Annotated in this window: 26 protein-coding genes; 8 read left to right on the top strand and 18 right to left on the bottom strand. The window is 68.8% G+C overall.

The window, feature by feature from the left end; genetic code table 11:
• Nucleotides 1-4 precede the first annotated feature (4 nt).
• Together IEX71_RS21305 and IEX71_RS21300 are read left to right on the top strand one after the other, a co-directional pair.
• Entirely contained in the window at nt 5-1,231 is a 1,227-nt protein-coding gene (locus tag IEX71_RS21305) for a class I SAM-dependent methyltransferase (RefSeq protein WP_188839103.1), read from the top strand.
• Between the two features lie 14 nt (nt 1,232-1,245).
• The gene (locus IEX71_RS21300) at nt 1,246-2,544 is read left to right on the top strand and encodes a glycoside hydrolase family 3 N-terminal domain-containing protein (RefSeq protein WP_229749939.1); all 1,299 of its coding nucleotides are present in this window, start codon (nt 1,246-1,248) and stop codon (nt 2,542-2,544) included.
• A 29-nt stretch (nt 2,545-2,573) separates the two neighbouring features.
• Here the strand turns inward: IEX71_RS21300 and tsaD are convergent, their stop codons facing one another.
• The 8 genes from tsaD to IEX71_RS21260 all read right to left on the bottom strand — a co-directional run bounded on the left by tsaD (nt 2,574) and on the right by IEX71_RS21260 (nt 9,706).
• Nucleotides 2,574-3,620 carry a tRNA (adenosine(37)-N6)-threonylcarbamoyltransferase complex transferase subunit TsaD gene (gene tsaD / locus IEX71_RS21295; protein ID WP_188839102.1) on the bottom strand — a complete coding sequence of 349 codons (1,047 nt, stop codon included), beginning with the start codon at nt 3,618-3,620 and terminating at the stop codon, nt 2,574-2,576.
• On the bottom strand, nt 3,617-4,081 hold the full coding sequence (gene rimI, locus IEX71_RS21290) for a ribosomal protein S18-alanine N-acetyltransferase (protein WP_188839101.1): 465 nt from the start codon (nt 4,079-4,081) through the stop codon (nt 3,617-3,619). The genes tsaD and rimI overlap by 4 nt, the downstream gene beginning before the upstream one ends.
• Complete coding sequence (tsaB, locus tag IEX71_RS21285; RefSeq protein ID WP_188839100.1) at nt 4,078-4,755, bottom strand: tRNA (adenosine(37)-N6)-threonylcarbamoyltransferase complex dimerization subunit type 1 TsaB; 678 nt, start codon at nt 4,753-4,755, stop codon at nt 4,078-4,080. Before tsaB ends, rimI begins: the two co-directional genes overlap by 4 nt.
• Nucleotides 4,756-4,774: 19 nt before the next feature.
• Nucleotides 4,775-5,239 carry a tRNA (adenosine(37)-N6)-threonylcarbamoyltransferase complex ATPase subunit type 1 TsaE gene (tsaE, locus tag IEX71_RS21280; protein WP_188839099.1) on the bottom strand — a complete coding sequence of 155 codons (465 nt, stop codon included), beginning with the start codon at nt 5,237-5,239 and terminating at the stop codon, nt 4,775-4,777.
• Nucleotides 5,236-6,354 (bottom strand): alpha/beta fold hydrolase, encoded by a 1,119-nt coding sequence (locus tag IEX71_RS21275; RefSeq protein WP_188839098.1) that lies wholly within the window; start codon nt 6,352-6,354, stop codon nt 5,236-5,238. The genes tsaE and IEX71_RS21275 overlap by 4 nt, the downstream gene beginning before the upstream one ends.
• The gene (gene alr / locus IEX71_RS21270; RefSeq protein ID WP_229749938.1) at nt 6,344-7,465 is read right to left on the bottom strand and encodes an alanine racemase; all 1,122 of its coding nucleotides are present in this window, start codon (nt 7,463-7,465) and stop codon (nt 6,344-6,346) included. The genes IEX71_RS21275 and alr overlap by 11 nt, the downstream gene beginning before the upstream one ends.
• Before the next feature lie 155 nt (nt 7,466-7,620).
• Nucleotides 7,621-9,099 (bottom strand): bifunctional ADP-dependent NAD(P)H-hydrate dehydratase/NAD(P)H-hydrate epimerase, encoded by a 1,479-nt coding sequence (locus IEX71_RS21265; RefSeq protein ID WP_188839097.1) that lies wholly within the window; start codon nt 9,097-9,099, stop codon nt 7,621-7,623.
• 40 nt (nt 9,100-9,139) lie between these two features.
• The gene (locus tag IEX71_RS21260; RefSeq protein ID WP_188839096.1) at nt 9,140-9,706 is read right to left on the bottom strand and encodes a TetR/AcrR family transcriptional regulator; all 567 of its coding nucleotides are present in this window, start codon (nt 9,704-9,706) and stop codon (nt 9,140-9,142) included.
• Nucleotides 9,707-9,786: 80 nt separating this feature from the next.
• Here IEX71_RS21260 and IEX71_RS21255 point away from each other — a divergent pair, with 80 nt between their 5' ends.
• Nucleotides 9,787-10,674 (top strand): NmrA family NAD(P)-binding protein, encoded by an 888-nt coding sequence (locus IEX71_RS21255; protein ID WP_188839095.1) that lies wholly within the window; start codon nt 9,787-9,789, stop codon nt 10,672-10,674.
• On the opposite strand, the gene IEX71_RS21250 is transcribed toward IEX71_RS21255, so the two are convergent.
• Together IEX71_RS21250 and glmS are read right to left on the bottom strand one after the other, a co-directional pair.
• On the bottom strand, nt 10,648-10,998 hold the full coding sequence (locus IEX71_RS21250; protein WP_188839094.1) for a holo-ACP synthase: 351 nt from the start codon (nt 10,996-10,998) through the stop codon (nt 10,648-10,650). The two genes, IEX71_RS21255 and IEX71_RS21250, sit on opposite strands and share 27 nt — an antisense overlap.
• 61 nt (nt 10,999-11,059) lie before the next feature.
• The gene (gene glmS / locus IEX71_RS21245) at nt 11,060-12,913 is read right to left on the bottom strand and encodes a glutamine--fructose-6-phosphate transaminase (isomerizing) (protein ID WP_188839093.1); all 1,854 of its coding nucleotides are present in this window, start codon (nt 12,911-12,913) and stop codon (nt 11,060-11,062) included.
• Nucleotides 12,914-13,094: 181 nt separating this feature from the next.
• Between glmS and coaA the strand changes: the two genes are divergently transcribed.
• Entirely contained in the window at nt 13,095-14,057 is a 963-nt protein-coding gene (gene coaA, locus IEX71_RS21240; protein WP_188839092.1) for a type I pantothenate kinase, read from the top strand.
• A gap of 7 nt (nt 14,058-14,064) precedes the next feature.
• Here the strand turns inward: coaA and IEX71_RS21235 are convergent, their stop codons facing one another.
• From IEX71_RS21235 to phoH2, 3 genes are all read right to left on the bottom strand, one after another.
• The gene (locus IEX71_RS21235) at nt 14,065-14,544 is read right to left on the bottom strand and encodes a hypothetical protein (RefSeq protein WP_188839091.1); all 480 of its coding nucleotides are present in this window, start codon (nt 14,542-14,544) and stop codon (nt 14,065-14,067) included.
• A gap of 168 nt (nt 14,545-14,712) precedes the next feature.
• Nucleotides 14,713-15,534, bottom strand: a complete 822-nt coding sequence (locus IEX71_RS21230) for an aggregation-promoting factor C-terminal-like domain-containing protein (RefSeq protein WP_188839090.1) — start codon at nt 15,532-15,534, stop codon at nt 14,713-14,715.
• Between the two features lie 250 nt (nt 15,535-15,784).
• Nucleotides 15,785-17,128, bottom strand: coding sequence for an RNA 5'-3' helicase PhoH2 (gene phoH2 / locus IEX71_RS21225; protein WP_188839089.1), 1,344 nt, complete (start codon nt 17,126-17,128; stop codon nt 15,785-15,787).
• A 379-nt stretch (nt 17,129-17,507) separates the two neighbouring features.
• On the opposite strand from phoH2, the gene IEX71_RS21220 reads away from it, so the two are divergent.
• Complete coding sequence (locus IEX71_RS21220) at nt 17,508-18,542, top strand: S66 peptidase family protein (RefSeq protein WP_188839088.1); 1,035 nt, start codon at nt 17,508-17,510, stop codon at nt 18,540-18,542.
• 50 nt (nt 18,543-18,592) lie between these two features.
• Here IEX71_RS21220 and IEX71_RS21215 read toward each other — a convergent pair whose 3' ends face one another.
• Nucleotides 18,593-19,354, bottom strand: a complete 762-nt coding sequence (locus IEX71_RS21215) for an isoprenyl transferase (RefSeq protein ID WP_188839087.1) — start codon at nt 19,352-19,354, stop codon at nt 18,593-18,595.
• A 117-nt stretch (nt 19,355-19,471) separates the two neighbouring features.
• On the opposite strand from IEX71_RS21215, the gene trhA reads away from it, so the two are divergent.
• Complete coding sequence (gene trhA / locus IEX71_RS21210) at nt 19,472-20,167, top strand: PAQR family membrane homeostasis protein TrhA (protein ID WP_188839086.1); 696 nt, start codon at nt 19,472-19,474, stop codon at nt 20,165-20,167.
• Between the two features lie 25 nt (nt 20,168-20,192).
• On the opposite strand, the gene IEX71_RS21205 is transcribed toward trhA, so the two are convergent.
• Entirely contained in the window at nt 20,193-20,456 is a 264-nt protein-coding gene (locus tag IEX71_RS21205; protein WP_188839085.1) for a hypothetical protein, read from the bottom strand.
• Nucleotides 20,449-21,411, bottom strand: coding sequence for a mycothiol conjugate amidase Mca (mca, locus tag IEX71_RS21200; RefSeq protein ID WP_229749937.1), 963 nt, complete (start codon nt 21,409-21,411; stop codon nt 20,449-20,451). The genes IEX71_RS21205 and mca overlap by 8 nt, the downstream gene beginning before the upstream one ends.
• Nucleotides 21,412-21,605: 194 nt before the next feature.
• On the opposite strand from mca, the gene IEX71_RS21195 reads away from it, so the two are divergent.
• A complete protein-coding gene (locus tag IEX71_RS21195; protein WP_188839084.1) occupies nt 21,606-21,968 on the top strand; it encodes a DUF4307 domain-containing protein in 363 nt (120 codons plus the stop codon).
• 169 nt (nt 21,969-22,137) lie between these two features.
• Nucleotides 22,138-22,629 carry a transcription elongation factor GreA gene (gene greA / locus IEX71_RS21190; protein WP_188839083.1) on the top strand — a complete coding sequence of 164 codons (492 nt, stop codon included), beginning with the start codon at nt 22,138-22,140 and terminating at the stop codon, nt 22,627-22,629.
• A gap of 101 nt (nt 22,630-22,730) precedes the next feature.
• Here greA and IEX71_RS21185 read toward each other — a convergent pair whose 3' ends face one another.
• Both IEX71_RS21185 and IEX71_RS21180 read right to left on the bottom strand, forming a co-directional pair.
• On the bottom strand, nt 22,731-23,645 hold the full coding sequence (locus tag IEX71_RS21185; RefSeq protein ID WP_188839082.1) for an ABC transporter permease: 915 nt from the start codon (nt 23,643-23,645) through the stop codon (nt 22,731-22,733).
• Entirely contained in the window at nt 23,642-24,619 is a 978-nt protein-coding gene (locus IEX71_RS21180) for an ATP-binding cassette domain-containing protein (protein ID WP_188839081.1), read from the bottom strand. The genes IEX71_RS21185 and IEX71_RS21180 overlap by 4 nt, the downstream gene beginning before the upstream one ends.
• Between the last annotated feature and the right edge of the window lie 8 nt (nt 24,620-24,627).

The raw sequence follows: 24,627 nt of genomic DNA, 5'->3' as shown, positions 1-24,627 counted from the left end.
CCCGGTGACGCCCGCGCTACTGGCCAGATTGCTCAGCGGCGAGGGCGCGGCGTTGCTCGCGTCCCTGCCGCCGTATGACGAGGCGGCCGCCTTCACCCTCGCTGATCGCCTCCGGGCGGACGGCTTCGACCCGGACCTCGTGGCGGCTGCGCTGACCCAGTCACGGCTGCGGGCGCGTGCGGAGCGCAAGTTCGGCGCCGCCGCGCACAGCATGCTGTTCACCGTCGACGGCCTGGAGCAGGCCACCCGACGCCAGATCGCGCAGTTGCACGCACGCCGGCTGAGCGACTCCGGCGCCCGGCAGGTCTTCGATCTCGGCTGCGGCGTGGGCGCCGATGCCCGCGCATTCGCGACGGCGGGATTGCGGGTGACCGCGGTCGACGCCGACGAGGTCACCGCCGGCGTCGCCGAGTTCAATCTCCGGCCGTTCGAGCATGCCCGTGCGCGGTGCGATCTGGCCGAGAACGTCGCGATCCCGGATCAGCAGCTCGCCCGCGACGTCGCCGTCTGGCTGGACCCGGCGCGCCGTACGCCGGGTGTGAGCGACATGCAGGGGCGCACCCGTCGCACCTTCCGGTTGGATCAACTCGCGCCGTCCTGGGACCTGGTCCGTGAGCTGTGCGCGGGCGCGGCCACGGCCGGCGTGAAGCTGTCGCCGTCGTTCGCGCATGCCCAGATCCCGCCCGGGACGCAGGCGCAGTGGACGTCATACGAGGGAGAAGTGCTGGAGTGCGTGCTGTGGTGGAACAACGCCGCCTGGGACGCCGGGCGATCAGCCGTCGTGGTGAGCGACCAGTTCGCCTATGAGGTGCTCGAACGCGACGCCGCGGGCGCAAATCCGGAGACGGCCCGGCTCGACCGGATGCACGGCTATCTCTACGAGGCCGACCGTGCAGTGATCCGCGCCGGGCTCAGCGGTGCGTTGGTGCGGCGCGTCGACGGCGTCGAGCTCGACACCGGCGTCGGGATCGTCACCTCACCGCGTGAGGTGCTCGTCCCGTGGGCCAAGAAGTATGCCGTGATTGACGCGATCCCCTTCAACGTCAAGGCATTGCGGTCCTGGGTGCGCGACCACCGGATCGGCCGCCTGACCATCAAGAAGAAGGGTGCCTCGGTCGATCCCGAGCAGCTGCGGCGGCAGCTGCGCCCACGCGGTGACAATGACGCCACGATCCTGGTCACCCGCGTCGGCGGCGCCCAAGCAGTGCTCATGCTGTCGCCGCTGCGGTGAGTTACCGTCTAACCGTGTCTGCCTCCCGACGACTCGTGCGCGCCGCGAGCGCCTGTGTCGTGTCCGCATTCGTGGTCGCAGGCTGTTCGTCCGGTTCCGGCAGCGAAGGCAGTGGCCCGACGAGCGCTTCCGACCCCGCGACGTCCGCAACCTCCACCTCCCGTATGCCGAGCACGTCCACGCCGTCGAGCACCCGCACGTCGGCACCCGCGAGCAAGACGCCGAAGCCGTCCGCGAAACACTCGACCTCGGTGGCGCCGTCACCGACCAACAGCTGTGTGCAGCGCACCTATGACCGGCTGTCGCCCGCGCAACGCGTCGGTCAGTTGCTGATGATCGGCTTGGACGCCAACTCCCCCGCGTCCGCGGACGATCGGCAGATCGCACAGCAGCACGTCGGCAACGTGATCTACCTCGGTGGCTGGACCGGCGCCCCGCGACTGCGCTCCACCTCGAATCACCTGCAGTCCCAGGCAACTTCGTCGGCAACCGGCAAGGTCCCGTTGCTGATCGCCGCCGACCAGGAAGGCGGCTCGGTGCAGCAGTTGAAGGGGGCCGGCTTCAGTCCATTGGTCTCGGCGCTGCAGCAGGGACGGATGAGCGCGGCCCAACGCACCGCCTACGGCAAGCGGATCGGCACGCAGCTCAGGGCCGTCGGCGTCAACCTCAACCTCGCGCCCGTCGCGGACACGGTGCCGCCCTCGATGACCAGATCCAACGCCCCGATCGGCCAGTACGCCCGCGAATACGGTCACGACCCGTCGACGGTCGCGGAGTCTGTGTCGGACATCGTCCGCGGACTGCACAGCGGTGGTGTCGGCGCGACCGTGAAGCACTTCCCGGGCCTCGGTCGGATCACCGGCAACACCGATGTGACCACCGCGGGCACCACGGACACCCGGACGACGTCGACCGACAGTTACCTCAAGCCGTTCTCCGCGGGCATCAAGGCCGGCGTCGGGGCCGTGATGATGTCGTCAGCGCGTTACGCGAAGATCGACCCCACCGAGCAGGCGACCTTCTCCCACAAGATCATCAGCGGCGTGTTGCGGCAGCAACTCGGTTGGCACGGCGTCGTCATCACCGATGACATGAATGCCGTTGCGGTGCAGGGCATTCCGGCAGGTCAACGCGCGGTTCGATTCATCGCCGCGGGCGGCGACATCGTGCTCACCGGCCGGGCGGCCGACGCCGCTCCGATGGTGCGCGCGCTCACCGCACAGGCTGCGTCCGACAAGAAGTTCGCCGGCAAGCTCTGGGCCTCCACGAAACGGGTGCTGGCTCTGAAGCAACGACTCGGCATGCTGTGTTGAATTGCTCTACCGCAACAGCCACGCTCGACTCAGGACGCCTTCGTCTGACTCACCGGCATCGACGAATCCGCAGGCAGATCAAGAGAACTCGGCTCGAGCCCACGCTGCACCATCTGTGACCCGAGCGCCGCGACCATCGCACCGTTGTCGGTGCACAACCGCACGCGCGGCACGCGCAGGCTGATCCCAGCGGCATCGCAGCGCTCCTGCGCCATGGCACGCAGCCGCCGGTTGGCGGTGACACCACCGCCGATCTGCAGATCGCCGACGCCATACTCCTGGCAGGCGTCGATCGCCTTACGGGTCAACACATCCGCGACCGCTTCGTTGAAGCTGGCTGCCACGTCGGCCACCGGGACCGGCTCACCTGCCGCCTGCCGCTCCTGCACCCAGCGGACCACCGCGGTCTTCAGCCCGGAGAAGGAGTAATCGAAGCGGTGGCGTTCCAGGTCCTTGCGCGAGGTCAGCCCACGCGGGAAGCGGATCGCATTGGGATCTCCGTCCTCGGCGGCGCGCTCGATGTGCGGGCCACCGGGGTAGGGCAACTCCAACACGCGGGCGACCTTGTCGAAGGCCTCCCCAGCCGCGTCGTCGATGGTGCCACCCAGCTCGACCACGTCCGACGCGATGTCGCGCACCAGCAGCAGGTTGGTGTGACCACCCGAAACCAGCAGTGCCGCAGTGGGTTCCGGCAACGGCCCGTGATCGAGCACGTCAGCACAGACGTGCGCGGCGAGGTGGTTGACGCCGTACAGCGGCTTGTCGAGCGCCCAGGCGAGCGCCTTCGCGGACGCGACACCGACCATCAGCGCACCTGCGAGCCCGGGCCCCGATGTCACCGCGATGGCGTCCACATCGCGCAGCGAGTGCCCGGCTTCCGCGCAGGCTCGCTTGATGGTGGGCAGCAACGCCTCGAGATGTGCGCGGCTGGCGACCTCCGGGACGACTCCGCCGAACCGGGCGTGCTGGTCGACGCTGCTGGCGACCACGTCGCCGAGCAGGGTGTTGCCGCGCACGAACGCGACGCCGGTCTCGTCGCAAGAGCTCTCGACACCGAGGATCAGTGGGTCGTTCATTGTTCAGAGTCCCCTACTAGGTGTGCGCGCATGATGTGTGCGTCGACGTTGCCCGGGTGGTAGTAGCCGCGTCGGGTCCGGATGTGCTCGAAACCTGTTCGTAGATAAAGGTTTCGGGCGGGCTCGTTGTCGGCTCGGACCTCGAGCAAGAGTGCTTCCGCGCCGCTCTCACGTGCCTGGCTGCGCAGCCGGTGCAACAGCGTGCGACCCAACCCGTGTCGCTGCTGCCCGGGAGCCACCGCGATCGTCATGACGTCGGCCGTGCTGCCGGCACAGTCGATGCCCCCGTATCCGACGATCGTGTCGTCCACGGTCGCGACGGTGTAGTGGCGTCGCGGACGTCCCGCCAGCTCGGACCACCAGGACCGCGTCGACCACGCGTCGTGCTCGAAGAGCTGCTCGTCCAGCGCGGTGAGCTGCTCGATGTCCGGCCATTGCATCTCGCGCAGCTGCACAGTCATCGTGGCAGCACCGACTTCTGGGCGGTCGCCGGCTTCGCGTCGGGCTGACGCAGGTAGAGCGGTTGCAGCGGCAACAGGTCCCGACCGGCGGCCAGCTCCCGCACGGCGTATGACGCGAGCGCGCCCGCCGGCACGTCGAGCGGTGACAGCGCCGCGGCGAAGAACTCGGGGTAGAGCGTGGGGCCACGGCCGGCTGCGGGCAGCGATCGGATCTCCTCGGGCAGCTCCTCCGGGCGGGAGACCTGCGGCATACCGGAGGTCCGCTCGACGGACTCGCCGGTCGTCCGGTAGCGGGCCCAGTAGACCTCCTTGCGCCGCGCATCGGCGGCGACGACGAAGTCGGCCGGCGGGGTGTCCGCCCGTGCGACGGCATACGCCAGGGCGTCCAGGCTGCACACTCCGTGCACGGGTATGTCGAGCGCGAGTCCGAGTGTCCCGGCGGTCGCCAGGCCGACCCGCAAACCGGTGAACGGTCCCGGCCCGACGCCGACCGCGATCGCGGTCAGGTCGACGGGTGACTTGCCGGCCGCGGCGACGACCGAGGAGATCATCGGCGTCAGCGTCTCGGCGTGGCGGCGGGAGTCGACCAGCGACTCCTCGGCGACGACGTGATCGCCGTCGTGGAGGGCGACGGTGACGGCCGAGGTGGCGGTGTCGAGAGCGAGCAGCAGCACCGCACAAGGGTACGGCGCGTCAGTCCGTGGACAGTCCCCGCACCAGGTCCGCGAAGCGCTCACCGGTTGGCAGGAGGGTCACCACGCGGGCGTCACCGTCCGGCTCGAGCACCAGCTCCAGGTGGGCGTCGGCCAGGTCCTCGGCCAGGCCCGAACCCCATTCGACGACGGTGACGGCTCGCGCGATGTCGGCGTCGAGGTCGAGGTCGTCGAGCTCGTCGGAGCCGCCGAGCCGGTAGGCGTCGACGTGCACCAGCGCCGGTCCCCCGACGAGTGACGGGTGGATCCGGGAGATCACGAAGGTCGGCGAGGTGATCGGTCCACGCACTCCGAGCCCGGCCGCGATCCCCTGGGTCAACGTCGTCTTGCCCGCGCCGAGACCGCCGGTCAGGACCAGCAGGTCACCCGCCCGCAGCAACGCACCGAGGCGCGCACCCCACTGCTGCGTGGCATCGGCGTCCTCCAGACGGACCCGGACGCTCATCGGTCGACCACCGATCGCTCGGCACGCTCCAGGAACGCCAGCAGCTCCGCGCTGACCAACTCGGGCGACTCCAGGGGCAGCACGTGTCCCGCGCCCTTGACCACCACCAGCTCGGCGCCCTGCAACGATCGGGCGAGCCGCTCTCCGTGCGCGATGGGAGTCATCCGGTCGCGCGTGCCGTGCACGATGAGTGTCTCGATCCCATCGAAGACCGGCAATGCCGCCTCGCGATCGTGCTCGATCAAGGTGGGCAGGAACGCGCCGATCACGTGCAAACGGGTGCCGAAGATCATCTCGGCGACTTCGCGTATGACGTCCTTCGGGACCGGACCACCGAACGAATACCGGTGCACGAGAGCGGATTCCACGTTACGTCCGAGTAGTCGCGCCGCGTTGAAGGTCTGCGGTCGCTTGTCGGCGCGTGCGACGGCGGCCGGGCCGAGCCGGTGCACGACCCCGCCGAGTTGCCTGCCGAGCCCGAAGTCCACCTCGGACATGCCGCCGGCACTGGTGCTGATCAGCGCGACGCCGACGACGCGATCCCGCACCACCTGCGAGCGTTGCTCGGCGAGTGCCATGAGCGCCATACCGCCCATCGAGTGTCCGACGAGTGCGATGGGCCCGGTCGGGGTCGTCTGCTCGATCACGGCCGCGAGGTCACGGCCCAACTGCGCGATCGTGTATGACGCGTCGTCGCCCTCGCCGGATCTGCCGTGACCACGCAGGTCCACGCAGACCACCCGGTAACCGGCTCCGGTGATGTCCCGGCGCTGCTGCGCCCAGATCGCGTGGCTGTGTGCATAGCCGTGCACCAGCAGCACGGTGGCCCGACCCCACGAAGTTCTCCCCCGCTTCGATCCTCCGATACCTCGCGGGGACCCCGGGTCCTTCGCAGCGCCGGTCGGCTCCTCGATCTCGACGTAGAGCGGCACGCCGTCGTCGGCGACGACCACGGAACCGCGCTGCTCCAGCTCGGGATCGTCCGGCGGGGACGGCGTCCCCACTCGCCGCCGACGCGAACGCAGCACCCGTTCGGTGGCCACACCGGCAGCCGTTGCGGCGCCGGCCGCGGCGACACCGATGCCCACACCGATCAGTCCGCGCCTAGCGCTCATTCGTGTCGCCGAGGTAGATGCGCGGCAGCCGAGAGCTCGTGCGGGTGACGATCTCGTAGCTGATGGTGTCGGTGACCTCCGCCCAGTCCTGAGCAGTGGGACCACCGTCGGCGCCGTTGCCGAAGAGCACGACGTCGTCACCGGCCTGCACCGGCAGATCGCCGACGTCGACGACGAACTGGTCCATGCAGACGCGACCGGAGACGGTGAAGCGCCGCCCGCCGATCAGCACGGGCCCCTTGGACGAGGCGGCCCGCGGGACCCCGTCGGCATACCCGCACGGGACGTCGACCAGGGTGGTCTCCCGTGGCGTGACGTAGGTGTGGCTGTAGCTGACGCCCTGACCGATCGGAACCCGTTTGGTAACAGTCACATTCGCACTCATCGTCATCGCCGGGATCAACCCGAAGCGGGACGACCCGCCGATGTCGGGCACCGGCGAGAGGCCGTAGACGGCCAACCCCGGGCGCACCATGTCCCAGGCGGCCTTCGGCGTGGTGAGCGTCGCCGCCGAGTTGGACATGTGCCGCACCTCGAGGTCGAAGCCGGCGCGTTCGCAGTCACGCACCGCATCGGCGAACCGCACCTGTTGCGCCTGCACCGTCGGGTGATGGGGCACGTCTGCGAAGGCGAAATGCGTGAAAACGCCTGTCACCTTGAGGGTTCCGTCTGCGACGTGGCGCTGCGCAGCCTGCACGAGCATCGGCCAGTCCGGGCCGAAGGCGCCGTTGCGGGCCAGGCCGGTGTCGACCTTCAGCTGCACCCTGGCGACGCGGCCGGTCTCCCGCGCCGCGGCCGCGATCGCGTCGATCTCCCAGACCGCGGGCACGCCCAGGTCGATGTCGGCCTCGATCGCGCGGGCGAAATCCACCCCGGGGGCGTGCAGCCAACTCAGCAGCGGTGCGGTGACGCCGGCGCTGCGCAGAGCGAGGGCCTCCTGCAACTGTGCGACGCCGAGCCAGCGCGCCCCGCCGCGCAGGGCGGCCCGGGCGCTCGGGACGAGCCCGTGTCCGTAGGCGTCCCCCTTCACGACGGCCATCACCATCGCGTCGCCCGCGTGCTGCTGCAGCACCCCGACGTTGTGGGCGATCGCGTCGAGATCCACCGTCACCCGCGCGGGAGCAAACTCACCCCACGAAGTTCTCCCCCGCTTCGCTCCTCCGATACTTCGCGGGGACCCCGAGTCCCTCGCATCGGTGTTTCGCGATGTTGCCGGCTGGTGATTCACAGGGGCAAGTGTGACACCTCGCCGACTTCGTGAGGTGATCAGCCGGGAAGCCGCAGCAGGTGCGCGACGGTGCGGCCCACCTCGTGGGCGATGTCCATCGCCCTCACCGGACCGCCGGGGTTGGCCCGGTCCCCCGCGACTCCGTGCACCAGCGCACCGAGTGCGCCGGCACGCAACGGGTCGAGTCCGGCCGCCAGCAGTGCCCCGCACACCCCGGCCAGCACATCTCCGCTGCCGGCTGTCGCCAGCCAGGCCGGTCCGTCGGCCTGGGTGTGGATCGGCTGCCCGGTGGCGGTCGGCGGCACCACCGCGGTCACCGCACCTTTGACCAGGACCGTGCACTCCAACCGGTCCGCCACCTCGCGCGCGACCACGGTGGGCGCGCGGTGTACGTCGTCCGCTGCCAACTCCCCACCGTCCGTCGCTCCTATGCCGAGCCGCTGCGCCAGCCGGAGCAACTCGCCCGCATGCGGGGTCAGCAACGTCGGCGCCGACCGGGGACGCTCCAACAGATCCAGGCCGCCTGCGTCGAGCAGCACCGGTAGGTCGGATGCCAGGGCATCCCGAGCGGCCGACAACTGCTCCGGGGAGGCGTCGTCGACGTCCATGCCGGATCCGATCGCCCACGCCTGCACACGGCCGACACCGAAGACGGCTTCGGGCGCCGCCTGCCGCAGCAGGTTCGTGGGTGCGTCAGGCCCGACGTACCGAACCATGCCCACGCCTGCGGTGACGGCCGCGGTGACCGACATCAGTGCCGCACCGGTGTAGTGCTCGCCGCCGGTGATGACGCCGAGCACACCCCGGGAGTATTTGTCGTCCCCGGGCGCGGGCACCGGCCAGGAGCCCGCGACATCGGTGTGTGAAAACCGTTGCACCGCAGGCATGTCCGGATCGGGCACGCCGATGTCGAGCACGGTGAGCAGGCCGATCGCCTGCTCCGTCGCCGGCATCAGGTGCACCGGTTTGGCCAGGCTGAAGGTCACCGTCTCGTCCGCGAAGATCGCGTCGCTGCGTATGTCGCCCGCCGGGTCGAGACCGGAGGGCAGGTCGACCGCCAGGACCAGCGCGTCCTCCGGGATCAGATCCGGCACGTCGCTCAGGTGCGGCGGCAGCCCGGGCCGGCCGCCGATCCCCAGGATCCCGTCGATCACCAGCTCGGCGGACGCGAGCGCCTCGCGAACGTCCGCCGGCGAGACTCCGGAGCGCCATTCGAGGACGTCGACGCCGGCCCCCTGCGCCGCGGCCAGCGCGGCCTCGTGCGCGCGAGAGCCGACCAGGACCGCGGTGACGTCCGCGTCCTCGGCGAGCCGGGCGGCGGCATACAGGGCATCACCGCCGTTGTCCCCGCTGCCGGCGAGCACCACGACCCGTTCGGCGTCCTCCTCCGCCATCCGCGCGGCCGCGACGTCGGCCAGGCCGCTCGCAGCACGCTGCATCAGCTCCCCGTCGGCAAGAGTCCGTCGGACCGCGTCCTCGGCGGCACGAACGGCCGCCACGTCATACGCCGTGATCATGGTCCGACGATAGGGCCTCCGGCCCGCAACGCCGCGGCGGTCACTGAGGGTCCGGACCGCGAACGCCCTCCAACATCAGCTCGACGTAGCGGCGCCAGTCGTCGGCGCCGGTCATGTTCGCCATCGCGCCACGGGAGATCAGGACGAAGTCCTGGGCGCTGAAGTCCGCACGGAGCCAGCCGGCATCGACCGCGCGCTGCACGACGCGCTCGATGATCTCGCCGAAGTCGGTCTTCTCGCTCGCGATCTGGACCCAGCTCGGTTCTTCCGGGCCGAGCAGGGCGAAGCGGAATCCCGCGTCGGCCTGCGCTGATTCCAGGTAGGTGTGCAGCAGTTCCTCGAACGCCGTCCCCGGCTCCTCCGAGTCGTCGGCCGCACGGGCCGACTCGGTCATCGCCTCGAAACGACGGCCGATGATCGCGGCGAGCAGGGCCTGCTTGTCCGCGAAGTGCCGGTAGACGGTGCCCACCCCCAGCCCGGCACGCTCGGCGATCTCGTCCATCTGCACGGCGTCGCCCCGCTCGGCGAAGAGCTCGCCGGCCGCGTCGAGGACCGACTCGCGGTTGCGTCGTGCGTCGGCACGCAGCGGACGTTCGGAAGCGCTCATGGTTGCTCCACTGTAGTTGACCGGTTCGGCCCTCCGACCTATATTCGGAACCTGAGTTCCGGTTCATCTTAGGAGATCGCATGATCGTCACCACCACCCCTACCGGTCAGATCGGTCGCCGGCTGGTCGCTCGGTTGCTCGCCCAGGACGAGCAACTACGGGTCATCGTCCGCGACGCCGCACGGCTGGACGGCGCCATACGCGACCGTGTCCAGATCGTCGAGGGCAGCCACGACGATCCCGTCGTGCTGGACAAGGCACTCGCCGGTGCGGACGCATTGTTCTGGCTCGTTCCGCCGAACCCGACCGCACCGAGTGCGGCCGAGCACTACCTCGCGTTCGCGCGAGCCGGCGCCGCTGCCATCGCGCGCAACGGCACACCGCACGTGGTCGGCGTCACCAGCGCCGGCCACGACTTCGAGGGGTCGGCAGGCGTGCTGTCCGCCGCCTTCCGGATGGACTCCGAGCTGGCGGCGTCGGGAGCGCCATACCGGGCGTTGTCGCTGCCCTTCTACATGGAGAACCTGCTCGGCCAGCTCGACGCGATCCGTGACGAGGGAGCGTTCTACCTGACCTGCGCCGCCGATCAACCGCTGGCCTCCATCGCTACCCGCGACATCGCCGAGCACGCGGCCGACCTGCTCACCGACCGGTCCTGGACCGGTCAGGAGAACGTCCCGGTGTTCGGACCCGACCGGCTGACGCCCGACGAGATGGCAGCCGTCATCGGTGAAGAACTCGGTCGACCCGTCTCCTACCGCCGAATCACCATGGACGACTTCGCATCGATGCTCCGCTCGCGCGGAGCGAGCGACCAGGCGGTCCAGGACATGACGGAGATGTTCGCCGCACAGGACAACGGCATCTACGACGCGGACTGGGCTACCGCCAAGATCGCGGCGACCGACTTCCGGACCTGGTGCCGGGAGGTGCTGCGGCCGTCAGCTCTCGGCGACGACGACCGCTGAGGCGATCCCGGCGTCGTGTGAGATCGACAGGTGCATCGACCGTATGCCGAGCGCCTCGGCGCGCGCCGCAACCGAACCTGCCAGCTCCCACGAGGGCTTGCCGATCTCGTCCTTGACCACGACCGCGTCGGTCCAGTGCAGCCCGACCGGCGCGCCGAGCGCCTTGGCGAGGGCCTCTTTGGCGGCGAACCGGCCGGCGAGGGAGGTGGGAGGCAGGTCGCGTTCCTGCACGGCGAACAGTCGCTCCAGCAGCCGTGGTGTCGCGCCGAGCTTGGCGGTGAAGCGCTCCACGTCGACGACGTCGATGCCGACCCCGACGATCACGAGGTCTCGATACGCCAGGAGCGAGCAAGCTCGCGGGGGGCTACCCGACCAGCATGGTCGGTCATTCCACGGTCACCGACTTGGCCAGGTTGCGCGGCTGGTCGACGTCCAGGCCCTTGGCGTTGGCCAGCTCCATCGCGAAGACCTGCAGCGGCACCGCGGTCAGCAGCGGCTGCAGCATCGGTGACGTGCGGGGCACCCTGATCACCTCGTCGGCGAAGGGCTCGACCGCAGTGTCGCCGTCCTGTGCGATGACGATGGTGCGAGCTCCTCGGGCGCGGATCTCCTGGATGTTGGAGACGACCTTGCCGTGCAACCCGTGCGGGGTGTCCGGACCGGGCACCACGATGAAGACCGGCTGGCCGGGCTCGATCAGCGCGATCGGGCCGTGCTTCAGCTCGCCGGCGGCGAAACCCTCGGCGTGGATGTAGGCGAGTTCCTTCAGCTTCAGCGCGCCCTCGAGCGCGATCGGGTAGCCGACGTGGCGCCCCAGGAAGAGGACCGAGCGGGTGTCGGCCATGAAGTGCGCGATCTCGCGGACCCGGTCCAGGCGGTCCAGTACCTCGGCGATCCGGTCCGGGGTCTCGTGCAACTCGGTGAGGACCACTCGGGCGTCGTCGGCGTACGACTCGCCACGCAACTGGGCGAGGTAGAGACCGAGCAGGTAGCAGGCGGTGATCTGGGCCAGGAAGCCCTTGGTCGACGCGACCGCGATCTCGGGACCGGCGTGCGTGTAGAGGACGGCGTCGGACTCGCGCGGGATGGTCGCGCCGTGCGTATTGCAGATCGACACGGTCAACGCGCCCAGGTCATGCGCGTGCTTCACCGCCATCAGCGTGTCCATCGTCTCGCCGGACTGACTGATCGACACGACCAGCGTGCGCTCGTCGGCGATCGGGTCGCAGTAGCGGAACTCGTGGGCGAGCGCGACCTCTACGGGGATCCGCGTCCAGCGTTCGATCGCGTATTTCGCGACCATCCCGGCGTATGCCGCAGTGCCGCACGCCACGAAGGTGATCCGGTCGACGTTCCGCAACTGCTCCTCGGAGATGCGCAACTCGTCGAGCACCAGCGCGCCGGTCTCGTCGGTCCGGCCCAGCAGCGTGTCGGCGACAGCCTGGGGCTGCTCGTGGATCTCCTTCTCCATGAACCACTCGTGGCCGCCCTTCTCGGCGGCGGCAGCGTCCCAGTCGACGTGGAAGGTCTTGCCCTTGGCGGACTCACCGTCGAAGCCGATGACCTCGACGCGGTCAGGAGTGATGGTGACGATCTGGTCCTGCTCCAGCTCCATCGCCTCGCGGGTGTAGCCGATGAAGGCGGCGACATCGGAGCCGAGGAAGTTCTCGCCCTCGCCGAGACCGACCACGAGCGGACTGTTGCGCCGGGCGCCGACCACGACACCGGGCTGGTCGACGTGGACCGCGAGCAGGGTGAAGGCGCCCTCCAGCCGCGCGACGACCGCGCGCATCGCGGTGGTCAGGTCGCCGTCATACGCGCGGGCCAGCAGGTGTGCCACGACCTCCGTGTCCGTCTCGGAGGCGAACTCCACACCGGCTTCGAGCAGTTCGGTGCGCAGCGCGTGGAAGTTCTCGATGATGCCGTTGTGGATCAGCGCCAGCTTGCCGTCCGGGCCGCCCAGGTGCGGGTGCGCGTTGGCGTCGGTCGGACCACCGTGGGTCGCCCACCGGGTGTGCCCTATCGCGGTGCTCGAGGCCGCCAGCGGGTGCTGACCGATGTCGCTGATGAGGTTGGCGAGCTTGCCCGAGCGCTTGCGGCTCTCGATGGCGCCATCCGCGACCAGTGCTATCCCGGCCGAGTCATAACCGCGGTATTCGAGTCGGGCCAGGCCCTCCATCACCACGTCCTGCGCTCGAGAACTCACCTGCGAGCCGACATACCCGACGATTCCACACATGGCCGGCTCACTTCGCGCCGGAAGGACAGGTCGCGAGCTCCCTGTCGTTCCAACGCGTCGTGGAGCGGCTGCGCCCGTGCTCATTCAACTTCATGAGGGCAATTGAACCCGATGGACGCGCTGCGCCGTGGAGGCGCCCCGGCGCGAGGGCTTCGAACGCGCGACCAACGTTTCGTGGACAATGGCGGTCGTGTCTCGCAGCCGCATCCCTGTGCCGTCGCCCTATCTCGAGTTCGACCGTGCCGCCTGGGCCGGCCTGCGTGACTCCCACCCGATGAGCCTCACCGCCGAGGACGTGCGGCGACTGCGCAGCACCGGAGACCGGTTGGACCTGCCGGAGGTCGAGGACATCTACCTGCCGCTGTCCCGGCTGCTCAACATCTTCGTGGCCGCGACGGGTCGGCTGCACCGGGTCACCACCGACTTCCTCGGCGAGCGACCGGCACGCACACCGTTCGTGATCGGTATCGCGGGATCGGTCGCGGTCGGGAAGTCGACCACCGCACGCATCCTGCGTGAGCTGCTCGCCCGCTGGCCGGGCACGCCGCGTGTCGACCTGGTGACCACTGACGGTTTCCTCTTCCCCAACGCTGAGCTGGAACGCCGGAACCTGTTGCAGCGCAAAGGCTTTCCGGAGTCCTACGATCGCCGGAAGCTGATCCGCTTCCTTACCGAGGTCAAATCCGGAGCCAAACACGTGACGGCGCCGGTGTATTCGCACCTGAGCTACGACATCGTCCCGGACGAGCACATCACCCTGGAGCAGCCGGACGTGCTGATCGTGGAGGGCCTCAACGTGCTGCAGCCGTCAGCGCCCACCATCGACCAGCGCGGCACGCTGGCGGTCTCCGATTTCTTCGACTTCTCGGTTTTCGTCGACGCCCGCGAGGAGCACATCAAGCAGTGGTACGTCGAGCGCTTCCTGCGCTGGCGGCAGACCGCGTTCGCGGACCCGAACTCCTACTTCCACCGGTATGCCGCACTGACCGACGAGCAGGCCGTCGAACGCGCCGGGCAGATCTGGGAGACGACCAACGGCCCGAACCTCGAGCACAACGTCGCGCCCACCCGCAGCCGGGCGACCCTGGTGTTGCGCAAGGACGCCGACCACAACGTGACGCGGGTCCGGTTGCGGAAGATCTGAGCGACCGTCAGCGGGCGTCCGGTCGGGCCGGGTACTCCTCGCCGTCATACGGGAGTTCGTCGTCCTCGTCGTCATACGACTCGGCGTCGTCCTCCGCACCGAGCTCGTTGTCCTCGTCCGCTACGGCGAGTTCGGCGTCCTCGTCGTCCTCGTCGGAGAACATCCCCTCGACGTCGTCGACCGACATCGTGTCGGCATCGTCGTCCTCGGAGTCGTCGTACGGCGGCTCGACGCGACGGCTACGCACCCACAACAAGAGCCAGACGCCGGCGAAGACAGCCGCCACGACCAGTGCCAGCAGGACGCCGCCGAAGACCTGGTAGAGCATGTGCGAGACGCCGTTGGCCGGGACCGAGCCCTTCTCCTTGTTGTTGAAGGTCGGCGCCTCACTGTCGCCCCATTTCGCCCCGAGCCCACCGCCGACAGCGATCAGCACGACCGCGACGATCCAGTAGACCGCCACGAACCAGCGCTTGTGCAGGAGCATGTTGCCCAAAATAGCCCGTCGGTCGAGAGTGTCCGGGTCAGCCATCGGTCGGCGTTTCGCGTTGGGAGCCTCCGTGGGGCGGAGTCGGGGTCCCCACGAAGTGTCGGAGGAGCGGAGCGGGGGGAACTTCGTGGGTGACGAAGCGGGGGAGAAACTTCGTGGGGTGAACTAGTACCAGCCGGTGGCCTGGGAGTGGCCCCAAGCACCGCACGGCGAGCCGTAGGTCGCCTTGATGTAGCCGAGTCCCCAGCGGATCTGCGTCGCCGGGTTGGTGCGCCAGTCGGCGCCGGCACTGGCCATCTTGCTGCCGGGCAGCGACTGCGGGATGCCGTAGGCACCGGACGACGGGTTGGTGGCACTGGCGTTCCAGCCGGACTCGCGGTTCCAGAGGCTGACCAGGCAGCTCATCTGGCCCTGGTCCCAGCCGTAGGACGGCAACATCGAGGAGGCGTAGGCCTGCGGGCTGCCGCTGAACGTGGCGGCCGGCGGCCGCGAACTGCTCCGGGAGGAGCTGGGCGCCTGCTCGCGCTTGGCCGCGGCCGCCTTCTGCTCAGCGGCCTTCTTGGCGGCAGCCTTCTCCGCCGCTGCCTTCTCGGCAGCCGACTTCTTGGCGGCCGCAGCGCTGGACTCGGCAGCGGTGCGCAATTTGCTCGCGGCGCTCGCGCGCTTGGCCGCGGCCGAGCGCGACTTCGCGTCGGCGGCCCGGCGGGCGCTCACGGCCTGCAACGCGGCGGCTGCCTGGGCCTGACCGTCGGCGGCCACACCGGAGTTGGCGGCGCGCAGCGCCGTCGACGTGGTGGCCGGAGCACCCAGCACCAAGTGTGCCTGCGCCGTGCCGGCGACGGTGGCGTTGGCGCTCGCCGCCGTGGAATACGCCGCAGCTGCGACCGACACGGTCGAGATCGCTGCGGTTGCTGCAACGGCCGGTCGGCGTAGGGCGCCGATCCCGGTGTCGCGACGGGCGCGGTGACGTCCCACGGGACGAGACATGTGGCGGCAGCCTTTCGGGGGGAGACATGGCCAACGCGCCCGCAAACCGGCAGAGCAATGCGACAGCACCAGAGGGTCCTGTCGCATCACTCTGCCGCGCTCGCGACGGGCCGATCCAGGGGGATCAACCGGCTCGAACCCTCTCGGGTTGCGGGCCTTTCGAGCGCGTCCGCAGGTACGTTACGCGAAAGTATGACGTGGCGTTACCGAAACGAGATAACCGGGTCAAAACTTTTGCGGTCCGAGCCCGTCAGGAGTCCGATCCTTCCAGCAGATCGGTCACCAGGGCGGCGATCGGGCTGCGCTCGCTACGGTGCAGGGTCACGTGCCCGAAGAGCGGGTGGCCCTTGAGCTTCTCGATCACGGCGGCGACTCCGTCGTGCCGGCCGACCCGGAGGTTGTCGCGCTGGGCGACGTCGTGGGTGAGCACGATCCGGGAGTTCTGACCGATGCGGGACAGCACGGTCAGCAGCACCCCGCGCTCCAGCGACTGCGCCTCGTCGACCACGACGAAGGCGTCGTGCAACGACCGGCCGCGGATGTGGGTCAGCGGGAGCACCTCCAGCAGTCCGCGATCCATGACCTCCTCGGTCACCTCCCGTGAGACGACCGCGCCCAGGGTGTCGAAGACCGCTTGGGCCCACGGGCCCATCTTCTCGTTCTCGGTGCCGGGCAGGTAGCCCAGCTCCTGGCCACCGACGGCATACAACGGCCGGAAGACGATCACCTTGCTGTGCTGGCGGCGCTCCATCACGGCTTCCAGGCCGGCGCACAGCGCGAGCGCGGACTTACCGGTCCCCGCCCGACCGCCGAGACTGACGATGCCGACGTCGGGGTCGAGCAACAGGTCGAGTGCGATGCGCTGCTCAGCCGAACGGCCGTGCAGCCCGAACGCGTCGCGGTCACCGCGCACCAGCCGCACCGACTTGTCGGCCATCACCCGGCCGAGCGCACTGCTGCTGCCGGCGCCCAGCATGACCACGCCGGTGTTGGTCGGCAGGTCCGCCGCCTCCGGGATCTCGGCGCTGCCCTCGTCATACAAGGTGTCGAGCACCTCGGGCGGGACGTCCAGCTCGGTGGTGCCGGTCCATCCGGAGTCGACAGCGAGCTCGGCGCGGTATTCGTCCGCGTGCAGCCCGACCGCTGACGCCTTGACCCGCATCGGCATGTCCTTGCTGACGACGGTCACGTCGTTGCCCTCGTTGGCCAGGTTGCGGGCCACCGCCAGAATGCGAGTGTCGTTGTCCCCCAAGCGAAATCCGCTCGGCAGCGACTGCGGGTCGGTGTGGTTGAGCTCCACCCGCAAGGTGCCACCGTCCCCGATCGGGACGGCGGAGTCGAGCCTGCCGTGCGTCGCTCTCAGATCGTCCAGGGCACGCAGCGCACTGCGGGCGAAGTAGCCCAGCTCAGGGTGGTGACGCTTCGCTTCGAGCTCAGTCACGACCACCACCGGAAGCACGACCTCGTGCTCGGCGAAACGGGTCATCGCCCGTGGATCGGACAACAGCACCGACGTGTCGAGCACATAGGTGCGTATGCCGCTGGCGGACTTGACGGTGGACGTCGAAGGGGAGGGCTGGGAGCTGGTAGCCATGACGATCTCCTCCAGTCACGCGGCATGTCTCGCCGTGTGACCTACTCTCGGACCAAGTGCCGGGACCGGGCCCATGAGGGCCGGTGCCGGCCCTTCGTCCGGAGCGAAGATCGCTCCATCTCGGGCCTCCCGAACGCAGCACGGGGATCGCGTTGCGTCACCGTCGACATTACGACTGCTTCCCCCGATCACCAGGCGACACACCGCATGACACGCGAGCCACCCGCCGAGTGTTCACCGGCAGGTCGGCTGCTCGTCGACCGGTTGGTCACACTGGCCCCAACAGCACCAAAAATCACAGGCGCCGTCCCCGCTCGAGTGTCCGTTGCCGGGCGAATCCGGTTGCTGGTGCTCGCCGGTGCCCGCTTGGATGGCGGGCATGACCACGCCCGTGCTGCCTCCGCCCCTGCGACCCGGCGATCGCATTGCGATCCTGTCGCCGAGCTGGGCCGCGCCGGCGCACTTCCCCGCCATACACGAGCAGGCGCTGGAGCGGCTGCGCAGCGAGTTCGGGCTGGAGCCGGTGGAATTCCCGACCACTCGGCGCGACAGCTCACCGGCCGAGCGCGCAGCCGATGTGAATGCCGCGTTCGCCGACCCGAGCATCAAGGCGATCATGTCGACCATCGGCGGCGACGACCAGATCACCGTCCTGAAACACTTGGACGCGGACATCATCCGGACGAACCCGAAGCGGTTCCTGGCCTACAGCGACAACACCAACCTGCTCAATTACCTGTGGTACCAAGGCATTGCGGGCGTGTATGGCGGGTCGACGCAGGTGCACCTCGGGCCGGTGCCGGACGCCGCGCACCTGGAGTCACTGCGCGTCGCGCTCTTCGGCGGCGATGTCCGGCTGACGCCACCCGCACGCACCCGGGACTTCGGCATCCGGTGGGACGACCCGCGCGCGCTCACCGACGCCGCGCCGGACCTGCCCGCCGAGCCGTGGACCTGGAGCGGGCCACCGCGCTCCGTCACCGGGCCGACCTGGGGTGGGTGCCTGGAGATCGTCGAGTGGACGCTCGCGGTGGACCGGTGGATGCGCCCGGTCGAGGACTACGCCGGTGCCATACTCCTGCTCGAGCCGCACGAGGAGCTCCCGACGCCGGCGCAGAACTACCGGCTGCTGCGCAATCTCGGCGAGCGCGGCCTTCTGGGCGTCGCGTCAGCGCTGCTCTGGGGCCGTCCCCCGGTCAGCGACCACGAGCACCCTGCGACCGAGCAACAGGCGTCCCAGCTGCGGTCCGAGCACCGCGACTCCGTGCTGCGCGCGATCTCCGAGTACAACCCGGAGCTGGTTGTCGCGCTCGACGTCGACTTCGGCCACACCAGCCCGCAGCTGCTCCTGCCGTATGGCGGCAACGTCACTATCGACCGCGAATCACAAACCATCACAGCCCATTTCGGCTGAGCCCTCCCCATGCCGAGTGGCCCAACCGGGCAGCGTGTGAGTGGGCGGTCCTACTTGCCGAGGCGGCGGTCGCGCACGGCATACGCACGCAACGCACGCAGGAAGTCGACCTTGCGGAAGTCTGGCCAGTAGGCCTCGCAGAAGTAGAACTCCGAGTGTGCGCTCTGCCAGAGCAGGAACCCACCGAGCCGCTGCTCCCCCGACGTCCGGATCACCAGATCGGGATCCGGTTGGCCCTTGGTGTAGAGGTGCTCCGCGATGTGCTCGACGTCGAGCGTCTCGGCGAGCTGCTCGATCGAGGTGCCACGCGCCGCGTGCTCCTGCAACATGGCGCGGACCGCATCGGCGATCTCCCGGCGGCCGCCATACCCGACGGCGATGTTGACGATCATGCCGTCGACGGCGGCGGTGCTGTCGGCGGACTCCTTCAGCACCTGGGCGGTGGTGTCCGGGAGCAGGTCCAGTGCGCCCACCGGGTGCAGCCGCCAGCGTTGCTCGGCGGCAAGGCCTTCGACCGCTCCTTCGATGATGCCGAGCAACGGCTTCAACTCCGCCGGCGAGCGGTTGAGGTTGTCGGTCGAGAGCAGCCACAGCGTGACGACCTCGACGCCTGCTTCCTCGCACCAGTCGAGCAGCGGTTTGATGTTGTCGGCGCCGGCGCGGTGACCATCAGCGGTCTGCGCACCGCGCGCCTTCGCCCAGCGGCGATTGCCGTCCAGCATCACGCCGACGTGTCGCGGGAGGTTCTCCTCGGGGAGAGACTTGCGCACGTGTCGCTCATACGCGAGATAGAGCAGATCGCTCATGCGCATCGGCCGTCCCCCACCTTCCTGTCATCGGGCGTTGCAGACACCCAGCGTATGCCGCGACGCACGCGTCGTGGACCGTGAGTGGGAACTGCACTCAGAAAAGACCCCTACCCTGGACTCATGACCGAGTCGACCGCCCGCGGACTGCAGCAGGACGCTATTGAGTTGGTGCGCGCAGTCAAGCCCAAGCTGCGTGGCTGGTTGCACGCCGGCATGACGCCGTTGGCGGTCGCCGCAGGCATCGTGCTGGTCTGCCTGGCCCCCAGCGACCGCGGTCGCATCGGCGCCGCGGTGTTCGCGCTGACCGCGGTGCTGCTGTTCGGCACCTCGGCGGCCTACCACCGCGGCACCTGGTCACCGCGGGTGGATCGCACGCTCAAGCGGATGGATCACTCCAACATCTTCCTCATCATCGCGGGCACCTACACGCCCTTCGCGCTGATGCTGCTGCACGGCAACCAGGCCCTCAGCCTGCTCCTGCTGGTCTGGGGTGGCGCCGGCCTCGGGGTGCTGTTCCGGGTGTTCTGGGTCGGCGCACCGCGCTGGCTCTACACGCCGATCTACGTCGCGCTCGGCTGGGTCGCGATCTTCTACTTCGGCCCGTTGATGCGCTCCGGCGGGCCGGCGATCATCACGTTGATCGCGGTCGGCGGGGGCCTCTACACGCTCGGCGCGATCGTCTACGGCACCAAACGCCCCAACCCGTCACCGCGGTGGTTCGGCTTCCACGAGATCTTCCACACCTTCACGGTCGTGGCGTTCGTCTCGCACTACATCGCCGCGTCCATGGCGATCTACGGGCACGCGTCGGCCTGACCATGCCGGCCGGCACATCGCCACGTCAGGTGTTGGTGTCGCCCTTGCCGGGGTCCGTGCGGTCGGCGGCCTTCTTCGACCGAGTCGGCTCGGCCTCCGTGGCGCGACGGGGCGCCGTCGGGATCCGTTGCCGCACCGGATGATCCTGCTCCTCCTGCCACTGCGACTTGCGCAGGTGGTTGTTCATGCTGCGGAACAGCAGCCAGCAGGCGATCGCCAGTCCGAAGAGCACCACGAAGCCCCAGAAGCCGGCGGTCACCGCCACACTCTCGTTGCCACCGTCACCCATGGTGCGCCTCCTGCGTCACTCGTTGTTTCACGTCGTCCACGACCGGTGCGCCGAGCGCTCCGGTGGCCGCCATCGCATCGGCTCGCGCCACGTCGGTCGGCAGACCGGCGAAGAGATCGTCCTCGTCGTCGGCGACCGGAACGAAGGAACGTGCCACGTCGAACTCCTCGGTCGGCCAGATCCGCGCCTGGTCGGCCGGGGACAGCGCGAAGAAACTGCCGTCGGGGTCGATCTGGGTCGCGTGCGCCAGTAGCGCCTGCTCGCGCACCGGGAAGTACTTCGAGCACTCGACGCGGGTGGTGACCCGGCCCTCGGGGCGGTCCTCGCGGTGCTTGAGCCACTCGGCGTATGGCGACTCGCGCCCCTCCTCCACCAGCGCCTCGTGGAAGGCCACCATCTTCGCCTTGGAGAAGCCGCGGTCGTAGTAGAGCTTCAACGGTTGCCACGGTGCTCCGGCGTGCGGGAACGCCTCCGCGTCGCCGGCTGCTTCGAACGCCGCGACCGTCACATCGTGGGTCATGATGTGGTCCGGGTGGGGATAGCCACCGTTCTCGTCATACGTCGTGATGACGTGTGGCCGGAACTCGCGGATCGCCCGGACCAGTGCCTCGGTGGTGATCTCCAGCGGCTCCAGCGCGAAGCAGCCTTCCGGCAATGGAGGAAGCGGATCGCCTTCTGGCAGACCGGAATCCACGAAACCCAACCAGGTCTGCTCGACACCCAGGATCTCGCGAGCCTTGGCCATCTCGGCCCGCCGGACCTGGGGCAGGTCACGCGCGATGTCGGCGTTGCCCTTCAGCCGCGGATTGAGTATGTCGCCACGCTCGCCACCCGTGCAGGTCACCACCATCACGGGGTGTCCTTCGTCGACGTAGCGGGCCATCGTGGCGGACCCTTTGCTGGACTCGTCGTCAGGGTGGGCGTGAACTGCCATCAGGCGCAGGGCCTCAGTCACGTGCTGCACTCCTTGAAGTTGATTCTGAATAAACACGTGAGGTTTGTGGTGCGGTGGCGTTGCCGGGAGCTTGCGACTCGCAACGCCTGCGCACGATAAACCTCCTTGCCACAATGCTCAGGAGACGGTCAGCTGCCGGTAGCGCTCGGGGGCGACCGTGGACCGTCGATCTTCGAGACCTATTCTCTCACTTCATGGCCGTCCCCCGAATTCCACCCGAGCAACGCGCGTGGTGGATCATCGGCACCATCGGAGTGCTCATCATGACGGCCGGCGCGGTCTGGTGGGGCATCTCCGCGACCAGCGGCGTGAGCTGGGACAACGGCCCCTTCACCGTGGTCAACGACCGGAGCGTCAAAGTGACGTTCTACGTCACCAATCAGGACGACAAGCCGGTGCGTTGCCGCCTCGAGGCGCAGGACATCAAGCACGACCGGGTCGGCGTACGCACGGTGGACCTGCCCGCCAGCCACTTCCGGACGACGGAATACACCCGGGTGATCCCGACCGTTGACACGGCCGTGACCGGTTTCGTCGATCACTGCGAATACCGCTGAGCAGAGGGTCCGTCCCTTCCCGCAACCGATTCGAACCGCACCGTTCTCGGTGCTATGGTTGGCCGTTATACCCAAGGTCTGGGACCAGCATCCGAGCCACGCGCCGGAGCGGCCCGGACCTCATTGTTTGACCACCGGTTCGACAGGTCCATCGACCTAAGGAGATGTCATGAGCACCGCTGACGCATCGGCCAGTTACCTGACCCAGGAGGCGTACGACCGCCTGAAGGCTGAGCTTGACCGTCTCTCCGGCGAGGGCCGCTCCGACATCGCGGCCAAGATCGAGGAAGCCCGCGAAGAGGGCGACCTGAAGGAGAACGGCGGCTACCACGCGGCCAAGGAGGAGCAGGGCAAGATGGAGGCCCGCATCCGCCAGCTCGAGGAGTTGCTCCGCAATGCGGTCGTCGGCCAGTCCTCCGCCACCGAAGGCACCGTGAGCCCCGGCATGGTCGTCACCGTCGAGATGTTCGGTGACAAGGAGAAATTCCTGCTCGGCAGCCGCGAGATCGCCGGTGACGCCCAGCTGGACGTCTATAGCGAGAAGTCCCCGCTGGGCGACGCCATCAACGGCGCGAAGGTCGGCGACAGCGTGTCCTACGAGGCGCCCAACGGCAAGACCATCGACGTCAAGGTTCTGGAGGCGACTGCCTACACCGGCTAGTCCCGCCGTACGACGCAAAGGACGCCTCGCAGCGATCGCTGCGAGGCGTCCTTCGTTGCTCCCCCGAGTCCGTTCTGGTCAATTTCCGACCTGCTGCAGTGCTACTTCGCGACGGCCTTCTTGTATGCCGAGGTCGCGAATGGCAGGAAGATCCCGAGCAGCGCGACCGACCAGATGAGCGTGTAGAGGTTGGGGTGCTGCAACGCCCACGTGTATGCCGTCTGCTTGTCGATCTGCGCGTGGGTCTGCCCCGGCGCCTGCATCGAGTAGAGGTTGCCAAAGTTTTCCCGGGCGGACTGGGTGATCGTCGAGACGGGGTTCCACCCGGCGATGGTCTTCAGCACCGACGGCATGTTCTGGGACGGCACGAAGGTGTTGGCGATGAAGGTCACCGGGAAGATCACCATGAAGGACGCGTTGTTGACGACCTCCGGTGACCGCACCCGCATGCCGATGTAGGCGAACACCCATGACAACGCGTAGGCGAAGAACAGCATCAGCACGTAGGCCCACAATGCCTTGACCGGCCCACCATGGACCCGCCAACCGATGACCAGCCCGGTGACCGACATGACCACCAGCACGACGATGTTGTTGACCACGTCGGTCAGCGTGCGGCCGAAGAGCACCGCGCTGGGATGCATCGGCAGGGTGCGGAACCTGTCTATCACGCCCTTCTGCATGTCCTCGGCCATCATGTAGCCGGTGATGGTCGCGCCGAAGATGATCGTCTGGGTGAAGATGCCGGCCATCATGAACTCTCGGTAACCGGCCTGCACCGAGGCACCGGAGCCGGCCAACGATCCGAAGACGTAGCCGAAGAGCAGCACGAACATGATCGGCTGCAACGTGGTGAAGATCAGCAGGTCGGGGACTCGCCGGATCTTGATGAGGTTGCGCTTGGCGACGGTCAGCCCGTCTCCGATCAGGCTCCCGGTGCGTGCCTCCCGGGGCGCACCGGTGGATGATGCCACCGGCGTCTCGGTCACACTGGTGGAGCTGCTGGGCGTCGTCATGCGGACTCACCGACCAACTCGAGCTCGGTGTCCGTCTCGGCCTTGTGACCGGTCAGGCTGAGGAAGGCGTCGTCGAGCGTGGGGCGGCGGATCCCGATGTCCTGCACCGTGATCGACTGATCGTCGAAGGCGCGCACCGCCTGCAGCAACGACTGGGTGCCACCGCTGACGGGGACGATCAGCCGCCGGGTGTGCTCGTCGGTCTCGGTCGCTCCGGCACCGACCGTGCGCATGATCTCCGCAGCCTCGGACAGCCGAGCAGCGTCGGCGACCGTCACCTCGAGCCGCTCGCCACCCACCTGCGCCTTGAGCTCGTCGGCGGTGCCCTCAGCGATGATCTGCCCGTGGTCGATCACCACGATGTTGTCGGCCAGCCGGTCGGCCTCCTCGAGGTATTGCGTCGTGAGCAGGACCGAGGTGCCGTGCCCGACCAGGTTGTTGATGACGTCCCACATGTCGCCGCGGCCCCGCGGGTCCAGGCCGGTGGTCGGCTCGTCCAGGAAGATCACCGGCGGCCGAGCGACCAGGGCACCGGCCAGATCGAGCCGTCGCCGCATGCCCCCGGAGTAGGTCTTGGCCGGCCGCCCCGCGGCGTCCTCGAGGCGGAACTGGCCGAGCAGCTCAGCGGCCCGGGACTTCGCCTCCTTGCCCGACAGGTGATAGAGCCGGCCGATCATCTCGAGATTTTCGCGGCCGGTGAGGTATTCATCCACGGCCGCGTATTGGCCGGACACCCCGATCTGCCGCCGGACCGCCTGCGGGTCGCGCAGCACATCGGCGCCCGCCACCGTCGCCGTCCCGGCATCGGGCCGGATCAACGTCGTCAGCATGCGCACCGTGGTCGTCTTGCCGGCGCCGTTGGGGCCGAGCACTCCGAGCACACTGCCTTCAGGCACTCGCAGGCTCACGCCGTCAACGGCCTTCACGTCCTTGTAGTGCTTGACCAGCCCCTCGGCTGTGACCGCGTCGGTCATGTCGTCTC

Source organism: Flexivirga endophytica (genome assembly GCF_014640635.1).
Classification (GTDB): Bacteria; Actinomycetota; Actinomycetes; order Actinomycetales; family Dermatophilaceae; genus Flexivirga; species Flexivirga endophytica.
Note: the sequence above shows the minus strand (reverse complement) of the source record. Positions and strands in the feature narration are given on the sequence as shown.